This is a genomic window from Cupriavidus sp. SK-4, from assembly GCF_000611125.1.
Lineage (GTDB): Bacteria > Pseudomonadota > Gammaproteobacteria > Burkholderiales > Burkholderiaceae > Cupriavidus > Cupriavidus necator.
In genome coordinates this window covers 1-25,681 of record NZ_JFJW01000098.1, presented here as the reverse complement: position 1 = coordinate 25,681, position 25,681 = coordinate 1, and the positions used below count along the sequence as shown (strand labels likewise).

At 66.9% G+C, this 25,681-nt stretch carries 29 protein-coding genes; 6 read left to right on the top strand and 23 right to left on the bottom strand.

Translation table 11 applies throughout. The features are described 5' to 3' along the window. On the bottom strand, positions 1-501 hold a 501-nt coding region (locus CF68_RS21165), incomplete at its 3' end, for an SURF1 family protein (RefSeq protein ID WP_235205847.1). Between the two features lie 75 nt (positions 502-576). Here CF68_RS21165 and CF68_RS21160 point away from each other — a divergent pair. Further along, entirely contained in the window at positions 577-786 is a 210-nt protein-coding gene (locus CF68_RS21160; RefSeq protein WP_035822570.1) for a twin transmembrane helix small protein, read from the top strand. Between the two features lie 129 nt (positions 787-915). On the opposite strand, the gene CF68_RS21155 is transcribed toward CF68_RS21160, so the two are convergent. From CF68_RS21155 to CF68_RS21125, 8 genes are all read right to left on the bottom strand, one after another. Next, the gene (locus CF68_RS21155) at positions 916-1,776 is read right to left on the bottom strand and encodes a cytochrome c oxidase subunit 3 (protein ID WP_035822568.1); all 861 of its coding nucleotides are present in this window, start codon (positions 1,774-1,776) and stop codon (positions 916-918) included. Between the two features lie 144 nt (positions 1,777-1,920). Then, positions 1,921-2,145, bottom strand: coding sequence for a DUF2970 domain-containing protein (locus CF68_RS21150; protein ID WP_035822565.1), 225 nt, complete (start codon positions 2,143-2,145; stop codon positions 1,921-1,923). 39 nt (positions 2,146-2,184) lie between these two features. After that, a complete protein-coding gene (locus CF68_RS21145) occupies positions 2,185-2,796 on the bottom strand; it encodes a cytochrome c oxidase assembly protein (protein ID WP_035822562.1) in 612 nt (203 codons plus the stop codon). A gap of 17 nt (positions 2,797-2,813) precedes the next feature. After that, positions 2,814-2,945 carry a cytochrome oxidase small assembly protein gene (locus CF68_RS38540; protein ID WP_010814819.1) on the bottom strand — a complete coding sequence of 44 codons (132 nt, stop codon included), beginning with the start codon at positions 2,943-2,945 and terminating at the stop codon, positions 2,814-2,816. A 74-nt stretch (positions 2,946-3,019) separates the two neighbouring features. Continuing rightward, positions 3,020-4,627, bottom strand: coding sequence for a cytochrome c oxidase subunit I (gene ctaD / locus CF68_RS21140; protein WP_010814820.1), 1,608 nt, complete (start codon positions 4,625-4,627; stop codon positions 3,020-3,022). A 38-nt stretch (positions 4,628-4,665) separates the two neighbouring features. Further along, complete coding sequence (gene coxB, locus CF68_RS21135; RefSeq protein WP_035822559.1) at positions 4,666-5,928, bottom strand: cytochrome c oxidase subunit II; 1,263 nt, start codon at positions 5,926-5,928, stop codon at positions 4,666-4,668. 58 nt (positions 5,929-5,986) lie between these two features. After that, positions 5,987-6,496: a DUF2244 domain-containing protein gene (locus CF68_RS21130; protein ID WP_035822556.1), complete on the bottom strand. Its 510-nt coding sequence runs from the start codon at positions 6,494-6,496 to the stop codon at positions 5,987-5,989. A gap of 272 nt (positions 6,497-6,768) precedes the next feature. Continuing rightward, a complete protein-coding gene (locus tag CF68_RS21125) occupies positions 6,769-7,722 on the bottom strand; it encodes a methyltransferase domain-containing protein (RefSeq protein WP_200872577.1) in 954 nt (317 codons plus the stop codon). Between CF68_RS21125 and CF68_RS21120 the strand changes: the two genes are divergently transcribed. Then, complete coding sequence (locus CF68_RS21120) at positions 7,711-8,568, top strand: ComF family protein (protein ID WP_235205841.1); 858 nt, start codon at positions 7,711-7,713, stop codon at positions 8,566-8,568. The two genes, CF68_RS21125 and CF68_RS21120, sit on opposite strands and share 12 nt — an antisense overlap. Positions 8,569-8,652: 84 nt before the next feature. Next, entirely contained in the window at positions 8,653-9,123 is a 471-nt protein-coding gene (gene trmL / locus CF68_RS21115; protein ID WP_018310528.1) for a tRNA (uridine(34)/cytosine(34)/5-carboxymethylaminomethyluridine(34)-2'-O)-methyltransferase TrmL, read from the top strand. A gap of 16 nt (positions 9,124-9,139) precedes the next feature. On the opposite strand, the gene CF68_RS21110 is transcribed toward trmL, so the two are convergent. The 5 genes from CF68_RS21110 to CF68_RS21090 all read right to left on the bottom strand — a co-directional run bounded on the left by CF68_RS21110 (position 9,140) and on the right by CF68_RS21090 (position 12,743). Further along, positions 9,140-10,117: a tripartite tricarboxylate transporter substrate binding protein gene (locus tag CF68_RS21110; RefSeq protein ID WP_013955432.1), complete on the bottom strand. Its 978-nt coding sequence runs from the start codon at positions 10,115-10,117 to the stop codon at positions 9,140-9,142. Between the two features lie 36 nt (positions 10,118-10,153). Next, complete coding sequence (locus tag CF68_RS21105) at positions 10,154-11,170, bottom strand: NAD(P)H-dependent glycerol-3-phosphate dehydrogenase (RefSeq protein WP_035822544.1); 1,017 nt, start codon at positions 11,168-11,170, stop codon at positions 10,154-10,156. Positions 11,171-11,263: 93 nt separating this feature from the next. Next, positions 11,264-11,782 (bottom strand): protein-export chaperone SecB, encoded by a 519-nt coding sequence (secB, locus tag CF68_RS21100; protein ID WP_010814828.1) that lies wholly within the window; start codon positions 11,780-11,782, stop codon positions 11,264-11,266. A 206-nt stretch (positions 11,783-11,988) separates the two neighbouring features. After that, positions 11,989-12,246 carry a glutaredoxin 3 gene (gene grxC / locus CF68_RS21095; protein ID WP_010814829.1) on the bottom strand — a complete coding sequence of 86 codons (258 nt, stop codon included), beginning with the start codon at positions 12,244-12,246 and terminating at the stop codon, positions 11,989-11,991. An 83-nt stretch (positions 12,247-12,329) separates the two neighbouring features. Beyond that, positions 12,330-12,743 carry a rhodanese-like domain-containing protein gene (locus CF68_RS21090; protein ID WP_035822542.1) on the bottom strand — a complete coding sequence of 138 codons (414 nt, stop codon included), beginning with the start codon at positions 12,741-12,743 and terminating at the stop codon, positions 12,330-12,332. Between the two features lie 188 nt (positions 12,744-12,931). Between CF68_RS21090 and gpmA the strand changes: the two genes are divergently transcribed. The 3 genes from gpmA to CF68_RS21075 all read left to right on the top strand — a co-directional run bounded on the left by gpmA (position 12,932) and on the right by CF68_RS21075 (position 16,494). Then, the gene (gene gpmA, locus CF68_RS21085) at positions 12,932-13,678 is read left to right on the top strand and encodes a 2,3-diphosphoglycerate-dependent phosphoglycerate mutase (protein WP_035822540.1); all 747 of its coding nucleotides are present in this window, start codon (positions 12,932-12,934) and stop codon (positions 13,676-13,678) included. Positions 13,679-13,857: 179 nt separating this feature from the next. Continuing rightward, positions 13,858-15,465 (top strand): S41 family peptidase, encoded by a 1,608-nt coding sequence (locus CF68_RS21080; protein WP_035822537.1) that lies wholly within the window; start codon positions 13,858-13,860, stop codon positions 15,463-15,465. Between the two features lie 264 nt (positions 15,466-15,729). Further along, on the top strand, positions 15,730-16,494 hold the full coding sequence (locus CF68_RS21075) for a molybdopterin-synthase adenylyltransferase MoeB (protein WP_035822535.1): 765 nt from the start codon (positions 15,730-15,732) through the stop codon (positions 16,492-16,494). Positions 16,495-16,504: 10 nt separating this feature from the next. Here CF68_RS21075 and mnmH read toward each other — a convergent pair whose 3' ends face one another. From mnmH to CF68_RS21030, 9 genes are all read right to left on the bottom strand, one after another. Continuing rightward, positions 16,505-17,608: a tRNA 2-selenouridine(34) synthase MnmH gene (mnmH, locus tag CF68_RS21070; RefSeq protein WP_035822802.1), complete on the bottom strand. Its 1,104-nt coding sequence runs from the start codon at positions 17,606-17,608 to the stop codon at positions 16,505-16,507. Between the two features lie 190 nt (positions 17,609-17,798). Beyond that, the gene (gene bfr, locus CF68_RS21065) at positions 17,799-18,278 is read right to left on the bottom strand and encodes a bacterioferritin (protein ID WP_035822533.1); all 480 of its coding nucleotides are present in this window, start codon (positions 18,276-18,278) and stop codon (positions 17,799-17,801) included. Positions 18,279-18,404: 126 nt separating this feature from the next. After that, positions 18,405-18,710 carry a (2Fe-2S)-binding protein gene (locus CF68_RS21060; RefSeq protein ID WP_010814836.1) on the bottom strand — a complete coding sequence of 102 codons (306 nt, stop codon included), beginning with the start codon at positions 18,708-18,710 and terminating at the stop codon, positions 18,405-18,407. 214 nt (positions 18,711-18,924) lie between these two features. Beyond that, entirely contained in the window at positions 18,925-20,697 is a 1,773-nt protein-coding gene (gene ptsP, locus CF68_RS21055; RefSeq protein WP_035822531.1) for a phosphoenolpyruvate--protein phosphotransferase, read from the bottom strand. Positions 20,698-20,746: 49 nt separating this feature from the next. Then, positions 20,747-21,016 carry an HPr family phosphocarrier protein gene (locus CF68_RS21050; protein WP_018310542.1) on the bottom strand — a complete coding sequence of 90 codons (270 nt, stop codon included), beginning with the start codon at positions 21,014-21,016 and terminating at the stop codon, positions 20,747-20,749. Further along, entirely contained in the window at positions 20,985-21,440 is a 456-nt protein-coding gene (locus tag CF68_RS21045; RefSeq protein WP_035822529.1) for a PTS sugar transporter subunit IIA, read from the bottom strand. Before CF68_RS21045 ends, CF68_RS21050 begins: the two co-directional genes overlap by 32 nt. A gap of 67 nt (positions 21,441-21,507) precedes the next feature. Beyond that, a complete protein-coding gene (gene gshB, locus CF68_RS21040) occupies positions 21,508-22,476 on the bottom strand; it encodes a glutathione synthase (protein ID WP_035822528.1) in 969 nt (322 codons plus the stop codon). Positions 22,477-22,482: 6 nt separating this feature from the next. Then, a complete protein-coding gene (gene gshA / locus CF68_RS21035) occupies positions 22,483-23,778 on the bottom strand; it encodes a glutamate--cysteine ligase (RefSeq protein ID WP_035822526.1) in 1,296 nt (431 codons plus the stop codon). 551 nt (positions 23,779-24,329) lie between these two features. Further along, the coding region (locus tag CF68_RS21030; protein WP_035822523.1) for an ammonium transporter at positions 24,330-25,681 on the bottom strand (1,352 nt) is incomplete at its 5' end.

Below are 25,681 nucleotides of genomic sequence, written 5' to 3'. Positions count from 1 at the left end.
GCTATAGCCCCGCGGCACGGCCGCCAGTGCCGTGCCTTCGATCGTTACCTCGCCCTCGGGCGTGGGGAACGGCTCAATCCGGGTGCGGTCCTGGGCATCGCGCGGCAGCCAGCCGCGCAGCACCAGCACCGCCTGCATGGCGCCGGCGGCACCTGCGGGCGCCGGCGAGGCGGCTGAAATCCGTAGCGGCGTCAGCACCAGGAAGCCGGCGCGGCTATCCCCGGGGCTGCTGCCATTGCCGTGGGGGCGATTATCCAGCAATACGGTGCGGGCCGTGTCAAAGCGCCCGGTCACGCGGACCGTGCGGTCGGTCACAACTTGCGGCAGCGGGGCCGTGCCCAGCACCACCGGCGGCTGCGCCGACAGCGCCTGCAGCCGCGCCGCGCGCGCCTCCTTGTCGTGCGCGCGGTTGAGCTGCCAGTTGCCCAGCGCGCAGGTCACGGCGATCACCACCAGCGCGGCGGCCAGCGGCAGCGGGCTGAACCAGCGGCGCACCGTCATCGCCAGGCGGGACCGCAACGCGGGCCGGTGCGATAATGGGTCTTTCCGTCGCTCCTGGCCCCGACCTGCCCCGCCATGCGCTTTGTCATCATCGTTGCCTTCATCCTGATCATCGCCAGCCTGGCCTCCGCCCTGTTCTTCATGATGCGCGACCGCGGCACGACGCCCAACATGATGCGCTCGCTGATGCTGCGCGTCGGCTTCTCGGTGGCGCTGTTCCTGTTCATCCTGTTCTCGAACTGGATGGGCTGGATCCACAGCACGGGCATCCGCATGGCGCCCTGAACGCCAGGACGCGGGCAGCAGGCCCGCAAAAGACAAACGCCGCAGGCTGGACAACCTCCTGCGGCGTTTCTCTTTTGCGTTGACGCCGGCGCCCCCCGAGGGGCGCGCCGGCGGGTACGGCAGCCGGATTTACAGCCAGTACACCACGACGTAGAGGAACAGCCACACCACGTCAACGAAGTGCCAGTACCAGGCAGCGCCTTCGAATGCAAAGTGGTGGTCAGGCGTGAAGTGGCCCTTCAGCACGCGCACCAGCACCACGGCCAGCATGATCGCGCCCATGGTCACGTGGAAGCCGTGGAAGCCGGTCAGCAGGAAGAAGGTCGAGCCGTAGATGCCCGAGGTCAGCTTCAGGTTCAGTTCCGAGTAGGCGTGCATGTACTCGTACACCTGGAAGCACATGAAGACCGCGCCCAGCAGGATGGTCAGCGACAGGCCCTGGATCAGCTGGCTGCGCTTGCCGGCCAGCAGCGCGTGGTGCGCCCAGGTCAGCGTCAGGCCGGACATCAGCAGCAGCGCGGTGTTGATGGTCGGGATCGGCCACGGACCCATGGTCTGGAAGCTTTCCACCACGCCGGCCGGGCCGGTGTTGGGCCACACCGCGGCAAAGTCGGGCCACAGGATCTTGTTGTTCAGGTCGCCCAGCCACGGCATGGCGATGGTGCGGGCATAGAACAGCGCGCCGAAGAAGGCCGCGAAGAACATCACCTCCGAGAAGATGAACCAGCCCATCGACCAGCGGAACGACAGGTCGATGTTCTTGCCGTACATGCCGCCTTCGGACTCGCTGATGGCGTCGCCAAACCAGCTCTTGAGCACGAACAGGAACCACAGCAGGCCGAAGCCGCACAGGTACGGCGCCCAGGGCTGCCCGTTTACCCAACCGGCGGCACCCGCGCCCGTCATCAGCAGGCCGAAGCTTGCCGTGATCGGGTGGCGCGACGGGCCCGGTACGAAGTAGTACGGAGCGTTTGCGCGATTCGCACTCATTCTTTTATCTCCAGCTCAGAGTCTTTGATTCAGTATTCGTGATCCGCGCTTTGGCACTGCGGGCCGCCCCCTCCTCTGGGCCAACCCCGCCGCCGCGGTTGCTTTGTTCTGCGACTGCTTTTGTTGTCTACCCTTCCTGCCCTGCTATCCCGCTGCCTGTCCCACCACGGTGCGCACGATGACGATCAGCACCGCGATGAAGATGGCCGCCGCGATTACTCCGGCGATCACCACATGCACCGGGTTCAGCCGGGCCATGTCGCGCTCGTGCTCGGCGCCTTTGCGCAGGCCGATGAACGACCACAGCACCGCGCGCATGGTCTGCCCGAACGACATCTTGCGCTTGACCGCGTCCTTCATCTCATCCATTGCCCGCCCTCCTCAGCCCCGGCATGCACCGCGGCCGCCTCAGATGCCTTTGCCGGCCGGTGCCGGCTGCGGCGCCAGCTGACCCTCGGGCGCCTGCGCCACCGGCGCACCCACCTCGAAGAAGGTGTACGACAGCGTAATATTCTTCACATCCTTGGGCAGCGCGGGATCGATCACGAACACCACCGGCATCTCGCGCGCCTCTTTCGCCTTGAGCGTCTGCTGCTTGAAGCAGAAGCACTCCAGCTTCATGAAATACTGGGTCGCCTGCTTGGGCGCGTAGCTCGGGATGGCCTGCGCCGAGATATCGCGCGGCTGCCCGTTGGCCACCTCATAGACGATCGTCGCCATCTCGCCCGGGTGCACTTCCATGCTGTTCTTCACCGGCCGGAAGGCGAAGGGCCCGCGCGCGTTGGAGTCGAACTCCACCGTGATGGTGCGGCTCTTGTCGATCTGCGTGTTCTTCACCGCGCCGTGCAGCTCGCGCGTGGTGATCACGTTGATGCCGGTGATCTCGCAGATCTTCTTGTACAGCGGCACCAGCGCATAGCCGAAGCCGAACATCACGGCCACGATCACGACCAGGCGCAGCATCATGCCGCGGTTGAACCGCTTGTCCGCTTCCCTGCCAGCCTGCTGGTCGATGCTCATCTCGCTACCCTGCCGCCTCAGCCAAGAAACATCATCTTGGCGAAGAACCCCAGAAAGAAAACCACCACGATCGACAGCAGGATCAGGCCAAGGCGCCGGTTGGCGGCCTTCTGGTCCGGGCGTGATGGGCTTTTGTCTGGAGACTGCATAGCTGCTTCTGTTGCCTGCCGGCGCGGGAGGCGGACGCTGCCGCCTCCCGCTGCCTGATTACGCTGGCCGCGCCTTAGCGGACCTGCGGGGGAACTTCAAAGGTGTGGAACGGCGCCGGCGACGGCACGGTCCACTCCAGGCCCTCGGCGCCATCCCAGGGCTTGTCGGCGGCCTTCTCGCCACCGCGGTACGACGGCAGCACCACGAAGAAGAAGAAGTACACCTGCATCAGGCCGAAGCCCAGCGCACCGATCGACGCGATCGCGTTGAAATCCGCGAACTGGGTCGGGTAGTCGGCATAGCGACGCGGCATGCCGGCCAGACCCAGGAAGTGCATCGGGAAGAAGGTGACGTTGAAGAAGATGATCGAGCCCCAGAAGTGGATCTGGCCGCGGGTTTCGTTGTACATGAAACCGCTCCACTTCGGACCCCAGTAGTAGAAGCCCGCGAACAGTGCGAACAGCGAGCCGGCCACCAGCACATAGTGGAAGTGCGCCACGATGAAGTAGGTGTCCTGCAGCTGGATGTCGATCGGGGCCACGGCCGGCATCAGGCCGGTGAAGCCGCCGATGGTGAACACGAAGATGAAGCCGATCGAGAACAGCATCGGGGTCTCGAACGTCATCGAGCCGCGCCACATGGTGGCGATCCAGTTGAAGATCTTCACGGCGGTGGGCACCGCGATCAGCATGGTCGCGTACATGAAGAACAGCTGGCCGGTCACCGGCATGCCGGTCGTGAACATGTGGTGGGCCCACACGATGAACGACAGGATGGCGATCGAGGCGGTGGCGTACACCATCGAGCTGTAGCCGAACAGGCGCTTGCGGGCAAACGCCGGCACCACCTGCGAGACGATCCCGAACGCCGGCAGGATCATGATGTACACCTCGGGGTGGCCGAAGAACCAGAAGATGTGCTGGTACATCACCGGGTCACCACCACCGGCGGCCGAGAAGAAGCTCGTGCCGAAATGGCGGTCGGTCAGCACCATGGTGATGGCGCCGGCCAGCACGGGCATCACGGCGATCAGCAGGTAGGCGGTGATCAGCCAGGTCCAGCAGAACATCGGCATCTTCATCAGCGTCATGCCCGGGGCGCGCATGTTGAGGATGGTCACGATGATGTTGATCGAGCCCATGATCGACGACGCGCCCATGATGTGCATGGCGAAGATGGCCATGTCCATGCCCGGGCCCATCTGCACCGACAGCGGCGCGTACAGGGTCCAGCCGGCGGCGGTGGCGCCGCCCGGGACCAGGAACGAGCCGGCCAGCAGCAGCGCGGCCGGCGGCATCAGCCAGAAGCTGAAGTTGTTCATGCGCGCGAACGCCATGTCGGACGCGCCGATCTGCAGCGGGATCATCCAGTTGGCGAAGCCGACGAAGGCCGGCATGATCGCGCCGAACACCATCACCAGGCCGTGCATGGTGGTGAACTGGTTGAACAGCTCGGGGCGGAAGAACTGCAGGCCCGGCTCGAACAGCTCCAGGCGGATCAGCAGTGCCAGCAAGCCGCCCGACAGCAGCATGATGAACGAGAACAGCAGGTACAGCGTACCGATGTCCTTGTGGTTGGTCGCGAACAGCCAGCGGCGCCAGCCATGCGGGTGGTCGTGCGCGTGGTCGTCATGCGCATGGTCGTGCGGATGGGCGAGCGCGTCCGGGGTAGCAGTACTCATCGCAAATGCTCCTCTAATCCTGTTCTGTCTTCAGCGGGTCAGCCCGCGACGCGGTTGCCCGCGAGGCTGGCCTGCTTGTCAGCCTTGTCGGCCGGCTTGGCTTCGGCCTTCGGCGCTGCGCCGCCTGCCGCGCCGCCGCCCTCGGGGAACTTGCCCGCACGGGCACCCACGAAGTCGCTCGGCTGGACCACTTCACCCGTCTTGTTGCTCCAGGCGTTGCGCGTATAGGTCATGACCGCGGCCAGCTCGGTGTCCGAGAGCTGCTTCCACGACGGCATGGCAGCCTTGCCTTCCAGCATGATGTGCATCTGGCCGGCCTTGGGGCCATTGACCAGCTTGGAGCCGTCCAGTGCCGGGAACGCGCCGCCGCCCTTGCCGTTGGGCTGGTGGCAGACCGCGCAGTTGGCCGCGTAGACCTTCTCGCCACGCACCTTCGACTCGTCCAGCGTCCAGGTCTTGTTGGGATCGTCGGCCTTGGCCGCCAGCTCCTTCTTCTTGCCGTCGACCCACTTGGTGTAGTCGGCGTCCGAGACCACGCGCACCACGATCGGCATGAAGGCGTGTTCCTTGCCGCACAGCTCGGCGCACTGGCCGCGGTACACGCCGATCTTCTCGGCCTTGAACCAGGTGTCGCGCACGAAGCCGGGGATCGCATCCTGCTTGACGCCGAAGGCCGGGATCATCCAGGCGTGGATCACGTCGTTGGCAGTGGTGACGATGCGGATCTTCTTGTTGACCGGCACGACCAGCTCGTTGTCCACCTCCATCAGGTAGGTGTTCGACTTGGGCTGCTCGTTGTTGATCTGCTCGCGCGGGGTAGTCAGGGTCGACACGAAGGAGATGCCTTCGCCTTCGCCCTTCAGGTAGTCATAGCCCCACTTCCACTGGTAGCCGGTGGCCTTGATGGTGATGTCGGAGTTGGTGGTGTCCTTCATCGCCACCACGGTCTTGGTCGCCGGCAGGGCCATCGCGATCACGATGATGAACGGGACGATGGTCCAGATCACTTCGACCGTAATGCTCTCGTGGAAGGAGGCCGGCTTGGCACCCTTGGCCTTGCGGTGCTTGAAGACGGAATAGAACATCACGCCGAACACCGCGACGAAGATCACGGTGCACATGATCAGCATCATCCAGTTCAGCCAGTGAATCTGTTCGGCAATCTTGGTAACCGGCTCGGTCAGGTTGAGCTGGCGCACGGCGGGGCCGCCCGGCATGTCGCTGACCGCGGACGCCGCCTGGCTGGCAAGCAGGGACGCGCCGGCCAGACAAACTGCGGATGCCTTCTTCCACATTTTCATTTGTTATCTACCCAATTTACAGATTCAAATCTGTCCTCGCCGCCGCCACCGCCGCCTCTCAGAGGCGGCGCAAGGCCGCTGCGAGCTCCTGCGCGAACTTGCGTCGCCGGTACGGGTCCACGTAACACCCCACCTGTACCTCACGTCCGCCCGAGCGCAGCGTCACCAGCGCGCGGAACGATTCACCCAGTTCGACCCGCACCCAGCGCGGGTTGAATTCCTGGCGCGTCACCTTTGTGCCGCTGGCTGTCTCCACGACCAGCGTGCCGTCGGTAATGCTGACGCGCTCATAGTCCGTCGCATGGCGCGCATACACCAGCAGCGCGATCCCCAGCCCGATCAACTCGATGCTGGCAAACGGCAGCACGAGCCAGGACCCTTGCCACGCAAAAAACAACGCGATGGCAAGCGAAACCGTGAGGATCGAGAGGTAAAACCAGCCGACCTGGCGTGGACTCAGCGAGCAATTCCGCTTCATCAGCCAGTCGTGGGGCGCGGGGGGAGGTCCGTCGAGATTTCCGCCGGAGTCACCACCTGCCGTCTGGAATGCGATACCCAAGTCTTGCATCGCCAACCACTCTGCATCGGATGCACACCCGGGACGATGGCGTCCGGGCCGCACAGTGCAAGTGCAAAACCAGGACGTTCTTGTGCCAGGGGACCACTGCGACAAACTGGCGCATTATAGGGCGCTTCCCATACACGGACAAGGGCACGCCTTGACCGGACGGCTTGCGCACCGCTTGATTCTGTGCATAGGGAAGGGCCCCGCCATCGCCCTGCCCGCCGCGCCGGCGCTATGTTTGCGGCAATCCCGCACCGGCGCAAGTTAACTCTGTTTTAACTTGTCCGACGCGGCCTTGCACGGCCGATCTGGTCCAGCGGCACCACCGCGCGGCCCTGGTCGTCGAGCGCCTGGCCGCCACGCGGGGCCAGCTTCCAGGCGTGGCCGTAGACGATCTCGAAAGTCAGCGGGATCACGCCGTCGGTGTTGCGCCGCCGCTCCAGCGCCTGCGCCAGCGCCTGGTACCAGCCGCGGCCGCGCAGGCCCTGCGGCAGCGCCCCGGCCGGCGCGCGCAGGCCGCCGAAGGCCTGCACCTCGCGCAGCAGCGTGGCGGGGGACTCGTAGGTCACGGTCAGCGTCTCCATGTCCATCACCGGGGTGGACCAGCCGCTGTGCACCAGCATGTCGCCGATATCGTGCATGTCGACAAAGCGCAACGTATGGTGTGCATGGTCGACTTCGGCAAAGGCCGCGCGCAGCTCCTTCAGGGTGTCCGGGCCGAACAGCGAGAACAGCACCAGACCTTCGTCGCGCGCCACGCGGTGCCACTCCGGGAACACGCGGTGCGGCTCCGGATGCCAGTGCAGCGCCAGGTTGGACCACAGCAGGTCGAAGCTCGCGGGCGCAAAAGGCAGTGTGGCAAGATCGCCCTGGACCAGGTCAAACAGCGGCCGCTTGCCCAGCATGCGGCCGATCCAGCCGGGCCGGCGCTGCGGGTCGCGCTGGCCGGCCTCGGCCAGCATCGCGCCGGAGATGTCCAGCCCGGCAATCTGCGCATCCGGGAAGCGCGCGCGCAGCCCGGCCAGGCCCTGGCCGTGGCCGCAGCCGATATCCAGCGCGCGCTGCGGCGCCAGGCGGATCACTTCCATGCGCTCCTGCATGCGGCGGCCGATCTCGCCCAGCAGGAAGTCCAGCTGGCCGAAGCCGCGGCTGCGCCGGTCGAAGGCGAGCCGGGTCAGGCGCGCGGGCGGCAGGAAGGCATCGGGAGAATCAGCGGCATGCAGGGACACGGGCAGACAGGGCAGCAAGAAAACCAGGAACCGGCGCGGGGACAGATACAGGATCAGGCCCGGGCGCCGGATGAATGCGGCCGCCGCGCCCGATGGGCCGCGGCCGGACGGCAAGTATACGCGCGCGCCGCGCTGGCTGCCGGCGCCGCCGGCAAGGTGCTGGCCGGCGCCGGCGAACTGCTGCTGCCGAGCGCCTGCGCGCTGTGCGGCGCGGCGCAGCGGCAGGTGGTCTGCGCGCCCTGTGCCACCGACCTGCTGCGCCCGGTGCGGCGCTGCCCAGCCTGCGCGCTGGCGCTGGGGCGCCAATTCAACTGCCCGGCCTGCGCGGCATCGCCCCCGGCCTACGACCATGCCCACACGCTGGGCGACTACGCTTCGCCGCAGGACCAGCTGGTGCTGGCGCTCAAGTTCGGCCACGCCCTGCCGCTGGCGGGCTGGCTCGCGGCCAGGCTGGCCGCGGGACTGCAGGGGGCCTGGGCCCGACAGCCCGCGCCCGACCTGCTGGTGCCGATCCCGCTGTCACCGCAGCGGCTGGCCGCGCGCGGCTTCAACCAGGCCTGGGAAATCGCGCGGCCGCTGGCGCGCCACCTGGGCCTGCGCGCCGACCCGGTGCTGCTGCAGCGCCAGCGCGACACCGGCAGCCAGCGCGCGCTGGACCTGGCCGCCCGGCAGGTGAACCTGCGCGGCGCCTTCAGGCTGGCGCGCGCCGTGCGGCTGGACGGCCTGCACGTGGCGCTGGTGGACGATGTGATGACCTCCGGCGCCACCCTGCACGAGGCCGCCAGCGTGCTCAAGGCGGATGGCGCGGCCCGCGTCAGCGTGATCGTCGCGCTGCGCACGCCGTAGCACTTGGATGACAGTGGCCGGTGCGCGCGGTAAGCTGCGCACCGTTCTGACGAAGGGCGCAGCGCGCCCGCCATCCCCCGCATCATGTTCAACGTCGTCCTGGTCGAACCGGAAATCCCGCCCAATACCGGCAATGTGATCCGCCTGTGCGCCAACACCGGCGCGCAGCTGCACCTGGTCAAACCCCTGGGTTTTCCGCTGGAAGACGCGCGCATGCGCCGCGCGGGGCTGGATTACCACGAGTACGCCACCATGCGCGTGCATGAAAGCTGGGACGCGCTGATGGCCAGCGAGCAGCCCGACCCGGCGCGCATGTTCGCGCTGACCACGCGCGGCTCGACGCCGTTTGGCCAGGTGGCGTTCCGCCCCGGCGACTGGTTCGTGTTCGGTTCCGAAACGCGCGGGCTATCACCGGAGCGGCGCGACTGGTTCCCGCCCGCGCAGCGCATCCGGCTGCCTATGCGGCCCGACAACCGCAGCCTGAACCTGTCGAACACGGTCGCCGTGGTGGTGTTCGAGGCGTGGCGCCAGAACGGGTTCGAAGGCGGCAGCTGAGCCGCCCGGCCAGCGCCTACTCCGGCTGCACGCCGGCCGCCCGGATCACCTTGTCCCAGCGTGCCTTCTCGCTCACCATGGTCTGGCGCAGCGAGGCCGGCGCGGTGCCGGCCGGCACGAAATACTGCGCGCGCATCTTGTCGCGCACGTCGGCGCTGCCGATGATCGCCACCAGCTCGCGGTAGAGCCGGTCGATCACAGCCTGCGGCGTGCCCGCCGGCGCCAGCACCGCCTGCCAGGAAATCGCCTCGAAGCCCGGGTAGCCGGATTCCGCCACCGTCGGCACCGACGGCAACACCGCAGTGCGCCCCGTGGTGGTCACGGCCAGCACGCGCAGCTTGCCCGCGTTGACCTGCGGCATCGCGATCGCCGGCACCATGAAGCCGGCCTGCACCTGCCCGCCCACCATCGCCGTGGTGATCTGCGGGAAGCCGGGGTACGGCACGTGCTGCAGGTCGATGCCCGCCATCGCCTTCAGTTGCTCCATCGCCAGGTGCGAGGCGCTGCCGTTGCCGGGCGAGCCATAGTTCAGCTCAGCCGGCTTCGACCGTGCCAGCGCGACGAACTCGCGCAGGTTGTGCACCGGCAGGCGTGCATCCACCACCAGCACGTTGGGCGAGGTCGCCACCAGCGTGACCGGCGCCAGTTGCCGGAACGGGTCGTAGTTCAGGTTGCGCGACAGCGTCGGCGCGGTCACCAGCGGGCCGTTGATGGTGAACAGCAGCGTATAGCCATCGGGGGCGGCGCGCGCCACCATGCCGGTGCCGATATTGCCGCCGGCGCCGGGACGGTTTTCCACCACCACCGGCTGGCCCAGCGCGGCGGCCAGCTTTTCGGTCACGATGCGCGCGATCAGGTCGGGCGACGAGCCCGGCGGGAACGGCACCACCATGCGGATCGGGCGCGCGGGCCAGGGTTGAGCGAAGACGCTGCCGGAAGTTCCGGCGGCGCAGGCGGCAGCCAGCGCGATCAGCGCTTGTCGTCGTGTGGGCATGCGGTGCAGAGGATCAGAAGGTGGGTACGCGGATAGTCATTCGTCGCGTGCGTCGCGCTGCAGCAGCTGCGCCACCGCATCGGCGGCGCTCAGGCCGTCGAACAGCACGCCGCACACCGCCCGCGCGATCGGCATCTCGACACCGTTAGCCGAGGCAAGCTCTGTCACGGCCTGGGCGCAGCGCACGCCCTCGGCCACATGGCCCAGTTCGGCCAGGATCTGGTCCAGGCTTTGCCCCGCCGCGAGCTGCTGCCCAACCTTGCGGTTGCGCGACAGGTCGCCGGTGGCGGTCAGGATCAGGTCGCCCACGCCGGCCAGGCCCATGAAGGTCTCGACCCGCCCGCCCAGCGCCAGGCCCAGCCGCGTCATCTCGGCCAGCCCGCGCGTCACCAGCGCGGCGCGCGCGTTCAGGCCCAGCCCCAGGCCGTCGCTGGCGCCGGTGGCAATCGCCAGCACGTTCTTGACCGCGCCGCCGACTTCCACGCCGGTCAGGTCGTCGCTGCCATAGATGCGCATCGCGTGGTGGTGAAAGGCCCGCTGCGCGCGCTCCGCCAGCGACGGCACGCTGCCCGCCACCGTCAGTGCGCACGGCAGCCCCAGCGCCACCTCACGTGCGAAGCTCGGACCGGTCAGCACGCCGTAGTCGAAGCCCTCAGTGCGGCCGGCGGCATCCAGCTCGGCGCGCACCATCTGGTGCGGCAGCAGGTGCGTGCCGGACTCGAAGCCCTTGCACAGCCACAGCATCGACACCGGCCGCGCGCTGCGCGTGGCCAGCCGGCGCGTCATCTCGCGCAGGCCCGACACTGGCGTGGCCACCACCACGATGCCGTCCGGATCGTCCGCGGCGTGCGCCACCGCAAGCTCGAAATCGGCCTGCACCGCGAGCCGCTCGGACAGCGTCACGCCCGGCAGGTAGGCAGCGTTCTCGCGCGTGGCGGCGATGGCGGCGAGCTGGGCAGGCTCGCGCCCCCACAGCACCACGTCATTGGTGGCCGCGGCATGGCTGGCGAGGGCGGTGCCCCAGGCACCGGCACCGAGGAAGGTCAGTTTCATGGCAGCTCGATCCGAGGATGGACGCAGTCGATGGTAGCCCAAAGGCAAAACGGGGCCGCAGCCCCGTTTCGATGATGGCTCAGGACGCCGGAATCAGTGGCGGGCCTGGCTGCCGTCGGGCATCACGATGCCGCTGTTGCCGCCTTCGGCACCCTGGGCTTCTTCCATGGCGGCCTGCAGGCGTTGCTCATACAGCGCCTGGAAGTTGATTTCCGACAGGTGGATGGCCTGGAAGCCGGCGCGGGTGATCACGTCAGCGATATTGCCGCGCAGGTACGGGTACAGGATGGTCGGGCAGGCGATGCCCAGCAGCGGGTCCAGCTGCTCCACCGGCACGTTGCGGATATCGAAGATGCCGGCCTGGTGCGCTTCGACCAGGAAGGCAACCTTGTCCTGCACCTTGGTCGTCACGGTGCCCGTCACCACCACTTCGAAGATCCCTTCCTGCAGCTGCGAAGCGCCGACGTTGACCTGCACTTCCACCGACGGGGCTTCCGATTCCAGGAAGATGCCGGGCGAATTGGGCTGCTCCAGCGACATGTCTTTCAGGTAGACGCGCTGGATGTTGAAGAAGGGTTGATCGTCCTGCTGGGTGTTTTGCTGGTCGCTCATGAAAGGCTTCCGGGAGGATGGGCTGGATGTGCATCGGGCGCGGCGGCTGCAGCCCTTGCAAGGCGCAAGGCTGGCTGGCCGGTGCCCGCTTGGAAAACGCATATGGTACATGACGCGGGTGGCGAATTCACCCGCGCCGGGGGTATGCCGGAACCAGCGCGGCGCGGAATCAGACGATTCCGCGCGCCAGCGCCGGTGCAACCGGCTCAGGCGGCCAGCAGCGGCACCAGGCCGCCCTGGCGGTCCAGCGCCGAGAGGTCGTCGAAGCCGCCCACATGGGTCTCGTCGATGTAGATCTGCGGCACGGTGCGGCGACCGGTACGGGCCATCATCTCTTCACGCTTGCCGGGTTCGCGGTCGATCAGGACCTTCTCGATCGTTTCCACGCCCCTGGACTTGAGCAGGCGTTCAGCCATCAGGCAATACGGGCACACCACGGTGCTGTACATGACGACACGGGCCATGCGGGTTCTCCTTGAATGCAATGCGCGCGCGACCCGGCCTGGCCGGGGGCGCGCTGTGACGGATACGGCGGTGCTGCCCGGAATTACTTCACCAGCGGCAGGCCTGCCTGCTGCCAGGCGGCGATGCCGCCCTCGAGCGCGTAGATCTCACTGTAACCGGCTTCCTTCAACGCTGCCTGGGCCTTGCCCGAGCGCTGGCCGGTCTGGCACACGACGATGATGGGGGCAGCCTTGTCCTTTGCAAGGCCGGCCGCGCGCGAGGGCAGGTCAGCCAGCGGCGCGCTCTTGGCTTGCGGCAGGTGACCCTTGGCATACTCGGCGGGCTCGCGGATATCGACCACGACCGCGCCGCGCTTGTTGATCAGCTGGGTCGCGGCGGCCGTATTGACGGTCTTGCCGCGGGTGCTGCGCGAGATCGAGGGCCAGGCCAGCAGGCCGCCCGAGACCACGGCAAGGGCGATCAGAGCGAGGTTGTTGTAGTCGGCGAAGAAATTCACGTTGGCATTCCGGTAGGTTGGGTCGGCGGCATTATAAAATACGCGGTTTGGCGTCCAGGCCCTGCCGTCGCATGGCCATCCGCCATTGTCGCCTGTCTGAGACATGGGATGTCCACAAGGAACCCATCGGCCCCCTCCAGGTGACGGCGCGGACGCATGCAGGTTACCTACTCTCTGGAAGCAGCAGCATGTACAAGCTCGTCCTCATCCGCCACGGCGAATCCACGTGGAACCTTGAAAACCGCTTTACCGGCTGGGTCGACGTCGACCTGACCGAAACCGGCGCCGACCAGGCGCGCCAGGCCGGCAAGCTGCTCAAGGAAGCCGGCCTGGGCTTTGACGTGGCCTATACCTCGGTGCTCAAGCGCGCCATCCGCACGCTGTGGCATGTGCAGGATGAAATGGACCTGATGTGGATCCCGGTACGCAACGAATGGCGCCTGAACGAGCGCCACTACGGCGCGCTGGCCGGCCTGAACAAGGCAGAAACCGCCGCCAAGTTCGGCGACGAGCAGGTGCTGGTGTGGCGCCGCAGCTATGACACGCCGCCGCCCGCGCTGGAGCCCACCGATCCGCGTGCCTCGTACGACGATCCGCGCTACGCCAATGTGCCGCGCAACGAGATTCCGCTGACCGAGTGCCTGAAGGACACCGTGGCCCGCGTGATGCCGCTGTGGAACGAATCCATCGCCCCCGACATCCAATCCGGCAAGCGCGTGGTGATTGCCGCCCATGGCAACAGCATCCGCGCGCTGGTGAAATACCTGGACCAGATCTCGGATGACGATATCGTCGGACTCAATATCCCCAACGGCACCCCGCTCGTCTATGAGCTGGACGCCGACCTGCGCCCCCTGCGCCACTACTACCTGGGTGACCAGGACGCCATCGCCGCCTCGCTGGCGGCCGTCGCCAGCCAGGGCAAGGCACGCTGAAGCCGGCCCGGGCGGCCGCGCGCGGATGTGCGGCCGCCCACCCTGAGCCGGGACGGGACAGGCCCTTTTCACCACTCGCACTTATACTGTCGGACAAACCGCTCGGCGCCGGGCGGCCGCAGCCGGCATAATCCCCCTACCGTACACCAGTACTTCGAGTACACGTTCAGGCAGCCCTCATGCGCAAGACGCTCAAGAACATCAGCCTAGTTTCTGTCGGTCTCGTCGCCGGCGTGCTCGCCACGCTGCAGATTTCGGCGACCGCCCAGAATTCATCGGGGCCCTTGCCGCTTGACCAGTTGCGGCTGATGGCCGATATCTTCGGCCAGATCAAGCGCGAGTACGTGGAGCCGGTCGATGACAAGAAGCTGCTGACCGAAGCCATCAAGGGCATGGTCGCCAGCCTCGACCCGCATTCGTCCTACCTCGACGAAAAAGACTTCAAGGAACTGCAGGAAGGCACGCGCGGGCGCTTTGCCGGCCTGGGCATCGAGATCTCGCAGGAAGAAGGCCTGGTCAAGGTGATCAACCCGATCGAGGACACCCCTGCCTTCCGCGCCGGCATCCAGCCGGGCGACCTGATCACCCGCATCGACGACAAGCCCGTGCGCGGCCTGCCGCTGGAGCAGGCGGTCAAGCGCATGCGCGGCGAGCCCGGCACCAAGGTCACGCTGACCATCTACCGCAAGAGCGAGGAACGCACCTTCCCGGTCTCGATCACGCGCGCCGAGATCCGCGTGCAGTCGGTCAAGGCCAAGATGCTGGACAACAATATCGGCTGGATCCGCCTGACCAGCTTCCAGGAACGCACCATCGCCGACCTGTCCCGCAAGCTGGCCGAGCTGGCGCAGAAGAACCCCAACATGAAGGGCCTGGTGCTGGACCTGCGCAACAACGGCGGCGGCGTGCTGCAGGGCGCGGTCGGCGTGGCCGCGGCCTTCCTGCCGGAAGACGCCACGGTGGTGTCCACCAACGGCCAGGTGCCCGATGCCAAGCGCGTGTACAAGGCGACGTACAACAACTACCGCCTGTCGTCGCTGGAAGACGATCCGCTCAAGGACCTGCCCGCGCTCTACAAGAAGATTCCGATGGTGGTGCTGACCAACGCCTATTCGGCCTCGGCCTCCGAAATCGTGGCGGGCGCGCTGCAGGATCATCACCGCGCTCAGATCATGGGCAAGACCACCTTCGGCAAGGGCTCGGTGCAGACCGTGCGCCCGCTGACCAACGACACCGGCATCAAGCTGACCATCGCGTACTACTACACGCCGAGCGGCAAGTCGATCCAGGCCAAGGGCATCCGTCCGGACATCCCGGTCGACCAGAACCCCGAAGGCGATCCGGACGACGCGCTGATCACGCGCGAGATCGACACCGAGCGCCACCTGCACAACAAGCAGGAATCGGAACAGCCGGAAATGACCGAGCGCGAGCAGCGCCGCGTGGATGAGCTGCGCCGCCTGGAAGAAGAAAACGCGAAGAAGTCACCGGAAGAGCGCGAGAAGGATCGCCGCAAGAAGCCGGTGGAATTCGGTACCGCCGACGACTTCATGCTGCAGCAGGCCATCGCCCAGCTCAACGGCCAGCCGGTCAAGCGCTCCAAGTCGAAGCTGGAAACCAATCCGCCGGCCGACAACGGCAAGGCGGCAAAGCCCTCGGGCAAGAGCGGCGCCAAGGGCGCCAGCGCACCGGCAGCCAAGCCGGCGGCACCGGCGCCCGGCAAGCAGCCGCCGGCCAGCGCCCCGATCGGCGAGCCGCTGGGCACGCCGACGGGCAAGGCTCCCTGAAACCCTGAAGCTTTAGTCAGGCGGCCGGTTTTGCTCCCCTCTCCCGCTTGCGGGAGAGGGGCAGGGGGAGAGGGCAGGAGCGTCAAAGGCTGAGGGCGGTGGGTTAACACCCTTGGCTTCGCTTGAAGTGGTTCCTTGCTAGTCCACCCCTCTCCCCAACCCTCTCCCCCTGAGGGGAGAGGGAGAACACCTTGCTTGGGCTAGCTCGGGCGGCTTTGGAGCACCCAAAACCGCCCTCCCCTTCAGCACTCGAGGGATTACCTCATGAGCGACGACGGCCTCAACGACGAACAACTGCTGCGCTACTCGCGCCACATCCTGCTGGACGAGCTCGGCATCGAGGGCCAGCGGCGCCTGCTTTCCGGCCATGCGCTGGTGATCGGCGCCGGCGGCCTGGGCGCGGCCGCGCTGCCCTTCCTGGCTTCGGCCGGGGTGGGCCGCATCACGGTGGTCGACAACGATGAAGTCGACCTGACCAACCTGCAGCGCCAGATCATCCACACCACCGCCAACGTGGGCCGGCCCAAGGTGGATTCGGCGCGCGAAGGCATGCTGCGCATCAACCCGGGGCTGGAGATCGTGACGGTGCCCGCGCGCGTGGGCGATGCAGAGCTTGCCCAGCTCGTCGCCACGGCCGACGTGGTGCTCGACTGCTGCGACAACTTCGCTACGCGCCAGGCAGTCAACCGCGCCTGCGTGCGCCACAAGGTGCCGCTGGTGTCAGGCGCGGCGCTGCGCTTCGATGGCCAGATCAGCGTGTTCGACCGGCGCCAGCCCGACGCGCCCTGCTACGCCTGCCTGTTCCCGCCGGCCGAACCCGCGCCGGAAGTGGCCTGCGCCACCATGGGCGTGTTCGCGCCGCTGGTCGGCATGGTCGGCACGGTGCAGGCGGCCGAGGCGCTCAAGCTGCTCGCGGGCGTCGGCGAGAGCCTGGCGGGCCGGCTGCTGATGGTCAATGCGCTGTCGATGGAATGGACCACGATGCGGCTGGCGCGTACGCCGGATTGCCCGGTCTGCGCCGGGCACTGAATCCGGAGGGCTAGTCCCGCTGCGCCGTGTGCGCCCGCAGCCAGTCGGTGACGGCGGCGCGGTCGCCGCGAAAGACGATGCGCGCTTCGCGCTGCTCGCGCTGGAAGGCGTACATAGGATCGTAGTACTCGCGCAGCAGCACGGCGATCCAGCCGCGGTGCAGATCCACCTCGCCCCGCTCCGCCTGCTGCGCCAGCGCCTGGTCCAGCAACGCTGACAGCTTGCCGTAACGGGCGCCGCCCAGCCGCGGCGAGATCCCGGCCATGGCCTCGCGCAGACGCGTGGCGTAGGCTTCGAAGCCTTCCGTGCTGCCCTTCTCGGCGATGAACTCCGCCGCCAGCCCCTGCACATAGTCGCGCAGCACGCGCTCCACGCGTTCGTCGAACGACGCTTCCAGCCACACCAGCGGGCTGGCATGCATGCGCTGCGTCAGCGCCTGTGGCACGTCGCGGCTGCCGATGAAACGGCCTTCGTCCTCCACCACCAGCGCGCGCCAGCCTGCGTCTATATGCCGCAGCACGTCGATGGCCAGCGCGTTCTCGAAATCGATCTGCGGCGGCTGCGCCAGCGCGCGCCGCCCGAACGCCGAGCCGCGGTGCCGCGCATGGCCTTCGAGGTCGATCGCGGCGGAAACGTCGCCCAGCACATCGGTCTTGCCGCTGCCGGTCAGGCCGCCCAGCACGAACCACTGCTGCTGTGCCGCCGCGGCATCGGTGGTCTCGATCAGGAAGCCGCGCATGGCCTTGTAGCCGCCGGTCACGCGGGGGTAATCGACACCGGCCGCGTGCAGCCACTGCTGCACCAGCTGCGAGCGCAGCCCGCCGCGGAAACAATACAGGTAGCCGTCCGGATGCGCGCGCGCAAACTCCGCCCAGGCTGCGATCCGCGCCGCCTTGCGCAGCCCGGCCACCAGTTGGTGGCCAAGTTCGATTGCCGCCTGCTGGCCCTTCTGCGCATAGCACAGGCCCACCTCATGGCGCTCGGCATCGTCCATCAGCGGCAGGTTGACCGCGCCGGGGAAGGCCCCGCGCGCGAATTCCAGCGGCGCGCGCACGTCAAGCATGGCCACGCCGCTGAGGAACAGGGTGCGGAAGTCCGCGGTGTCAGGGCACATCATTGGTTAGGGTAATCTCCGCGCGGCGCCGTGGCGGGACAGGAGCCTTTGCCCGCCAGGGACGCCTGGATAAAGAACAGGAATCGGAATGAGAAGGGTTACTGCCAACAGGCGAGCAACAAGGCGGTGCCGAATGGCGCCGCGCGCTGGGGCGGGCCGCTCATGAAGAGCGGCCACGCCGGAGACCGGCTTATTGCTCGCCCGGCTCCATCTGCGACTGCAGGTAGTTCTGCAGCCCGACCTTGTCGATCAGGTCCAGCTGCGTTTCCAGGTATTCGATATGTTCCTCGGTATCGGTGAGGATATCGACCAGGATTTCGCGGCTGACGTAATCGCCCACGGATTCGCAGTAGGCAATGCCTTCCTTGACGGTGGCGTGCGCGGTCTGCTCGAGCTTCAGGTCGCACTTGAGCATCTCGGGCGTGTCTTCACCGAGCAGCAGCTTGTGCAGGTCCTGCAGGTTGGGCAGACCGTCCAGCATCAGGATGCGCTCGATCAGGCGGTCGGCGTGCTTCATTTCGCCGATCGATTCCTTGTACTCCACCTCGCCGAGCTTCTTCAGGCCCCAGTGGCGATACATGCGGGCGTGCAGGAAATACTGGTTGATCGCGGTCAGCTCGTTCTTGAGCTGGGCGTTCAGATGCTGGATGACCTTCTTGTCACCTTTCATTGGCGGCTCCTGTTGCATCGGGCCCGCGCAAAAACACGAAACGGCGCCGATGGCGCCGTGCAGTCAGTGAAAAAGGAAAAAGCGCAAAAGCGCGCCGTGAACTGGATCTTCAGTTCATGGGCGCGTTCAGGCCACCAGCGCCTTGCGCTGGTCGTTCGCGACTGCCGGGTCCCGAGTGTCCATTATGGTACATGGGCCCGATGCGGAACAGGAAGAAATCTCCACAACCTGGATGTTGGCGAGGGTCGCCACGGTGACGTTGCGCACCGCCGCCACACCTTCCTGCAACACCTGGTGCGCACACTCGCGGCAGCGGCCGCAGCACGTGCCGACGCCAAGCGTTTCGGCCAGTTCGTCGAGGGTTTCGATGCCCAGGTGCGCGGCACCGTGAATCTCACGATCGGTGATCTGGTTGCAGATACAGACGTACACAACTCCCTCCTGTGGGGCGCGTGGCACCGGCATGCCACTGCGAATGAACGTCAGAATATCAGAGATCAATAATGATAACAATTCCCATTAAGCCACATCGGGAGAGGTCGGGTAGACGCCACAGGACGCAAAAAGAAGGCGGCTGAGGCGGCACTTTCCGACTCACGAAAGTGCTGCACCAGCCGCCTTGCCGCATCAGAAAACCCTGATGGCTTCAGGGTCGTGCCAGCTGCCGCAGGGCGGTCGCCTGCTCTTCCGGATCGAAGGCCTGCAGGACCTGGTCGACCAGCGGCTCGAGCCGTTCGCAGTGGGCATGCAGGATCTCCTGCTTGACCCGCAGCAGCTGCGCCGGGTGCATCGAGAACTCGCGCAGCCCCATGCCCAGCAGCAGCCGGGTCATGGACGGGTCGCCCGCCATTTCGCCGCACACGGCCACCGGCACGCCGGCGCGGTTGGCCTCGCGGATGGTGCGCGCCACCAGCTGCAGCACCGCCGGGTGCAGCGGGTCGAACAGGTGCGCCACCGCGTTGTCGGCGCGGTCGATGGCCAGCGTGTACTGGATCAGGTCGTTGGTGCCGATGGACAGGAAGTCCATCTTGCGCAGGAACAGCGGCAGCAGCAGCACCGCCGCCGGGATCTCGATCATGGCGCCGACCTTCATGCCCGGATCGTAGGCCTCGCCGCGCTCGTCGAGCTGGCGCTTGGCCTTGGCGATCAGCGCCAGGGTCTGGTCGATCTCGCTGGCGTGCGCCAGCATCGGCACCAGCAGCCGCACCGGGCCGAAGGCCGAAGCCCGCAGCAGCGCGCGCAGCTGGGTCAGGAACATGCCCGGCTCGGACAGCGACCAGCGGATCGCGCGCAGGCCCAGCGCCGGGTTCAGCGCGGTCTCGAATTCATCGCTGCGGCCGTCGCCGCGGGCATCGAGCGGCTTGTCGGCGCCGATGTCGATGGTGCGGATGGTCACCGGCAGTCCGTGCATGGCATCGACCGCGCCGCGGTAGGCCTGGAACTGCTCGTCCTCGCCCGGCAGCTCGTCGCGCCGGTTCATGAACAGGAATTCAGAACGGAACAGGCCCACGCCGACCGCGCCGGCCGACAGCGCCGCGCCGGCGTCCTCGGCCATCTCGATATTGGCCAGCAGGTCGATTTCCAGCCCGTCCAGCGTCACCGCCGGGGTATGCCGCAGCCGCTGCAGGCGCTTCTTTTCCAGCGCGCGCTCGCTCTGCCGGTGGCGGTACTCTTCCAGGATGATGGCGGTCGGGTCGACGATCACCAGCCCGGCATCGCCGTCGATGATGATCCAGTCGTCCTGGCGGATCAGCTCGCTCGCGCTCTGCACGCCGACCGCGGCCGGGATGTCCAGGCTGCGCGCGACGATGGCGGTATGCGAGGTGCGTCCGCCCATGTCGGTGACGAAGCCGTGGAAGATGGTATGGCGGAACTGCAGCATGTCGGCCGGGGAGATATCGTGGGCCACCACGATCACCCCGGTCGCGGCCTCGCCGTCGGCGGCCAGCGCCGGCACCGGCGCGGGCACCAGCACCGGGGCCCCGGCCAGCGCCTTCAGGATGCGCTCGACCACCTGCCGGATATCGGTCTTGCGCTCGCGCAGGTATTCATCCTCGATCTCGTCGAACTGGCGCATCAGCTCTTCGAGGCGCGTGGTAAGTGCCCACTCTGCGTTGTAGCGGCGGCCCCGGATCAGGGCCTCGGGCTCGCGCGCCAGCGCCTCGTCGTCGAGGATCATCGCGTGCACGTCCAGGAACGCGCCCAGCTCCTCGGGCGCATCACGCGGCAGGTCGCGCTTGAGCGCGGCCAGTTCCGCCCGCACCGCGGCGCGCGCGGCGCGCAGCCGTTCGACCTCGGCGTCGAGCTGGTCTTCATCGACCAGGTAGTGCGACACGTCCAGCGCCGCGGGCGCAAGCAGGTGCGCGCGCCCGATGGCGACGCCGCGCGAGACCGGGATGCCGTGCAGGGCGAAAGGCATGTACCGCTCCGTCAGGAACGTTTAAGAATTCGGGTCGAGGCCGCCGGCCTCACTCTCCCTCACCAAAGCGGTTGGCGATCAGCGCCAGCAGCGCATCCATCGCCTCCTGCTCGTCGGGGCCTTCGGTCTCGAGGGTCACCGTCGAGCCGATCCCGGCGGCCAGCATCATTACGCCCATGATGCTCTTGGCGTCGACCTGGCGACCATTGCGGGACATCTTGACCTGGCTGACAAAGTTGCCGGCGAGCTGGGTCAGCTTGGCGGACGCGCGGGCATGCAGTCCGAGCTTATTGATGATGGTGGTGTCCCTCTGCAGCATATTTGTCGGGATGGTTTGCGGTTTGGTTCTGGACAGTCGTGGTGCCGACCTGCAGCACACCCTGCGAGCCGCCGGCCAGGGCCTTGGTGGCCAGCTGGTCGAGCTTTTCGCCCCGGTAGCAGATCGCGCGCACGAGCATGGGAAGGTTGACGCCGGCCAGCACGCGCACGCGGCCCGGCTCGGCCAGGCGTGCGGCGATATTGGCGGGGGTGGCGCCGAAGATATCGGTGAGGACCAGCGCGCCATTGTCTTCGCTGATGGCCGCCAGCCGGCGCCTGGCCTCGGCCAGCACGACGGCGGGGTCGGCATCGGGAAGGACGTCGATGGCTTCCAGCCGCTGCGGCTGGCCGCAGTAGACGTGGGCGGCGCAATCGCGCAGGGCCGAAGCCAGCGGCGTGTGCGCGATGATCAGAATGCCTGCCATGATGGTGAATCCGTTGGATTGCCCCGATTGTAGCAGGCGGCCCCCGCGCTCCCGCTGCCGGCCAGGCTCAGCGGCCGGCAGCGTCCACGGCGTGCTCCAGTGCGTCGATGAACATCGCCGCGACATGGAAGCCGGTTTGCTGGGTGATCTCCTGGAAACAGGTCGGACTCGTCACATTGACCTCGGTCAGGTAGTCGCCGATGACGTCCAGGCCCACCAGCAGCAGGCCCTGCTCCCACAGCCCCGGCGCCAGTGCTTCGGCGATCTCGCGGTCGCGGGTGCTCAGTTCCTGCGCGCGGCCGGTGCCGCCGGCAGCCAGGTTGCCGCGCACCTCGCCGGCCATCGGCACGCGCGCCAGCGAATACGGCACCGGCACGCCGCCGATCAGCAGGATGCGCTTGTCGCCGTCCTTGATCGCCGGGATATAGCGCTGCACCATCAGCGTGCGGGCGCCGTCGTGGCCCAGCGTCTCGACGATCGCGGCCAGGTTCATGCCGTCCGCGCCGACGCGGAACACACCCATGCCGCCCATGCCGTCCAGCGGCTTGACGATGATGTCGCGGTGCTCGGCGTGGAAGTCGCGGATGCGTGCCAGGTCGCGCGTGACCAGGGTCGGGGTGATGTATTCCGGATACTGGGCAATGGCCAGCTTCTCGGAATGGTCGCGGATCGCGCGCGGCTTGTTGAACACGCGTGCGCCCTGCGACTCGGCCAGCTCCAGCAGCCAGGTGCTGGTGACGTACTCCATGTCGAAGGGCGGGTCCTTGCGCATCAGCACCGCATCGAAGGCCGACAGCGGCTCCAGCGCGCTGTTGCCCTCGCGGTACCAGGCGCTGTGGTCGGCGTCGCTGGTCTCGCCGGTCAGGTGCAGGCGCGTGGCCACGGTCTCGACCGTGCGGCCGGACAGCGCCAGCTGCGGCTGCAGGCACCAGTACAACTCGTGGCCGCGCGCGGCGGCCTCGGTCATCATGGCGTAGGTGGAGTCCTTGTAGGTCTTGAAGGTCTCCAGCGGATCGGTGATGAAGAGGATGCGCATGGCGGCTCAGATAATCGGGTTCGGGTCGGTCTTCTCGAGTTCCAGCGACGCCGCCAGCAGTGCCAGCCGGGCCACCACGCCATACATATAGAAGCGGTTCGGCACGGCGGCGCCAGGCTTGGCGTGGCTGTCCGGGATGCCGTTGGGCGCAAACGCCAGCGGCACGAAATGCATGCCCGGCGCGTTCAGGTTCTCGTCGTTGCCGCGGCCCGTGTGCACGCGGTAGAAGCCGCCGACCACGTAGCGGTCGATCATGTACACCACCGGCTCGGCCACCGCTTCATTGACCTTCTCGAAGGTGTGCACGCCTTCCTGGATGATGACATCGCTGACCTCCAGGCCTTCCTTGACGACGCTCATCTTGTTGCGCTCCTTCCGGTTCAGGCCCTTGACCTCGGACGGGTCGCGCACGGTCATGATGCCCATGCCGTAGGTGCCGGCATCGGCCTTGACTACCACATATGGGGTTTCCTTGATGCCGTATTCGCGGTACTTCTTGGCGATTTTCTTGAGCACGCCCTCGACCGCGTCGGCCAGTTCTTCCTCACCCACGCGCTCGTGGAAGTCCACGCCGGAGCAGCGGGCGAAGTACGGGTTGACCATCCACTGGTCGATGTCGATCAGCTTGGCGAACTTCTTGGCCACCTCGTCATAGGCGGCGAAGTGGCTGCTTTTGCGGCGGGTGGACCAGCCGGCGTGCAGCGGCGGCAGCAGGTACTGCTCGTTGATGTTTTCCAGGATCGGCGGGATGCCGGCCGACAGGTCGTTGTTCAGCAGGATCGAACAGGGGTCGAAGTCCTTCAGCCCCAGCCGGCGGCCCTTGGTGCCCAGGCGCGCGAGCGGTTCGACCACCAGGGTCTGGCCGTCGGGCAGCTCGATCGGGGTCGGTTCGGTGATTTCCTCGGAGAGCGAGCCCAGGCGCACGTTCAGGCCCGCCTGGCGCATGATCAGCGACAGCCGCGCCACGTTCTGCAGGTAGAACATGTTGCGGGTATGCCGCTCGGGGATCAGCAGCAGGTTCTTGGCGTCCGGGCAGATCTTCTCGATCGCCGCCATCGCCGCCTGCACCGCGAGTGGCAGCATTTCCGGGGCCAGGTTGTTGAACCCGCCCGGGAACAGGTTGGTGTCGACCGGCGCCAGCTTGAAGCCGGCGTTGCGCAGGTCCACCGAGCAATAGAACGGAGGGGTATGCTCCTGCCATTCCAGCCTGAACCAGCGCTCGATGGACGGCGTGGCGTCCAGGATCTTCTTTTCCAGTTCGAGCAGCGGACCGTTCAGCGCGGTGATGAGATGCGGGACCATATCCATCCTATAAATCGTCGTCTTAATCGTTCGCCCCGATTGTAGAGGAACGGCCAACCAGGCGCTGGCACACCCCTTATAAGGATATGCATGGCCGGGCCTGAGGGATAACGATATGGGGATGGGTGGCGCGAAATAAAGAGCCGGCCGCACAGGCAAAAAAAAGCGCGGCGATGCCGCGCTCTTAAATGGCCTGACAGATACGGGGAGCGTTCTGCAGGTGGAGGAAACTGCCTCACTGGCAATGTATGTGCCCCGCACATTAAAGACAATTGAAGCTTTTTAAGATCGGAGTTAAGCACTTTGCGAAAAACCCGCGCAGAGCGCGGGGGGATCGCCGGCCAGCCCTTGCCGGCACTCGGCTGGCGGGTTTTGCAGGAAGCCACGCAAGCCCTCCAGAAGCATTCGCAGCAGGCGTGGTCCGGCCACGGCTGACTGCCAAATGTCTGCAATCGCAGGCAATGCCGGAGAGAAAAAAGCCCGGCACGCGGCCGGGCGAAAACTCCTGAGAGAAGATTCCCAATCAGCTCTCCAGCACAACACTTTTGCGGTCAGACTTCATACGCGGTCTCGCCGTGCGAGGTGATATCCAGGCCCTCGCGTTCTTCGTCTTCCGGCACCCGCAGGCCGATCAGCATGTCCACCAGCTTGTAGGCCACGAAGGCGACCACGCCGGACCACACCACGGTGGTCAGCACGCCTTCGAACTGGATCCACAGCTGGCCGGCGATCGAGTAGTCGTCCGCCACCTTGTTGGCCACGTAGTCGTAGATGCCCGTGCCGCCAAGGCTGGGCGCGGCAAACACGCCGGTCAGCAGCGCACCCACGATGCCGCCCACGCCGTGCACGCCGAACACATCCAGCGAGTCGTCCATGCCCAGCATGCGCTTCAGGCCGGTCACGCCCCACAGGCACAGCAGGCCGGCGATCAGGCCGATCACGATCGAGCCCATCGGGCCGACGAAGCCGGCAGCCGGGGTGATCGCCACCAGGCCGGCCACCGCACCCGAGGCACCGCCCAGCATCGACGGCTTGCCCTTGCCGATCCACTCGCCGAAGGTCCACGCCAGCACCGCGGCGCAGGTGGCCAGCAGCGTGTTGACGAAGGCCAGTGCGGCCGAGCCGTTGGCTTCCAGGGCCGAGCCGGCGTTGAAGCCGAACCAGCCGAACCACAGCAGCGAGGCGCCGACCATGGTGAAAGTCAGGCTGTGCGGACGGATCGCCTCGCGGCCGAAGCCGATGCGCTTGCCGAACATATAGGCACCCACCAGGCCAGCCACGGCGGCGTTGATATGCACCACGGTGCCGCCGGCAAAGTCGAGCGCGCCCTTCTGGAACAGCCAGCCCGACTTGGCGGTCGCGGCGGCGCCGGCAGCAGCGTCGGTGTAGGCGTCCGGACCCGGCCAGAACCAGACCATGTGCGCCATCGGGATGTAGGAGAACGTGAACCACAGCACCACGAACACCAGCACGGCCGAGAACTTGGCGCGTTCGGCGAAGGCGCCGATGATCAGGCCGCAGGTGATGCAGGCGAAGGCGCACTGGAAGGCGAAGTAGCCCAGTTCCGGAACCACCACACCCTTGCTGAAGGTGGCGGCCACGGCCTCGACCGTCAGCCCCTTCATGAAGAGCCGGTCGGTGCCGCCGAAGAAGGCGTTACCCTCGGTGAAGGCGAAGCTGTAGCCGTAGATCGCCCACAGCAGCGCCACCAGCGAGAAGATCACCAGGCATTGCATCAGCACCGACAGCATGTTCTTGGAGCGCACCAGGCCGCCGTAGAACAGCGCCAGGCCGGGCAGCGTCATCAGGATCACGAAGGCGGTGGAGACCAGCAGCCAGGCGGTGTCACCCTTGTTGGGCACCGGTGCGGCCGGTGCGGCGGCGGCTTCCGCGGGGGCGGCGG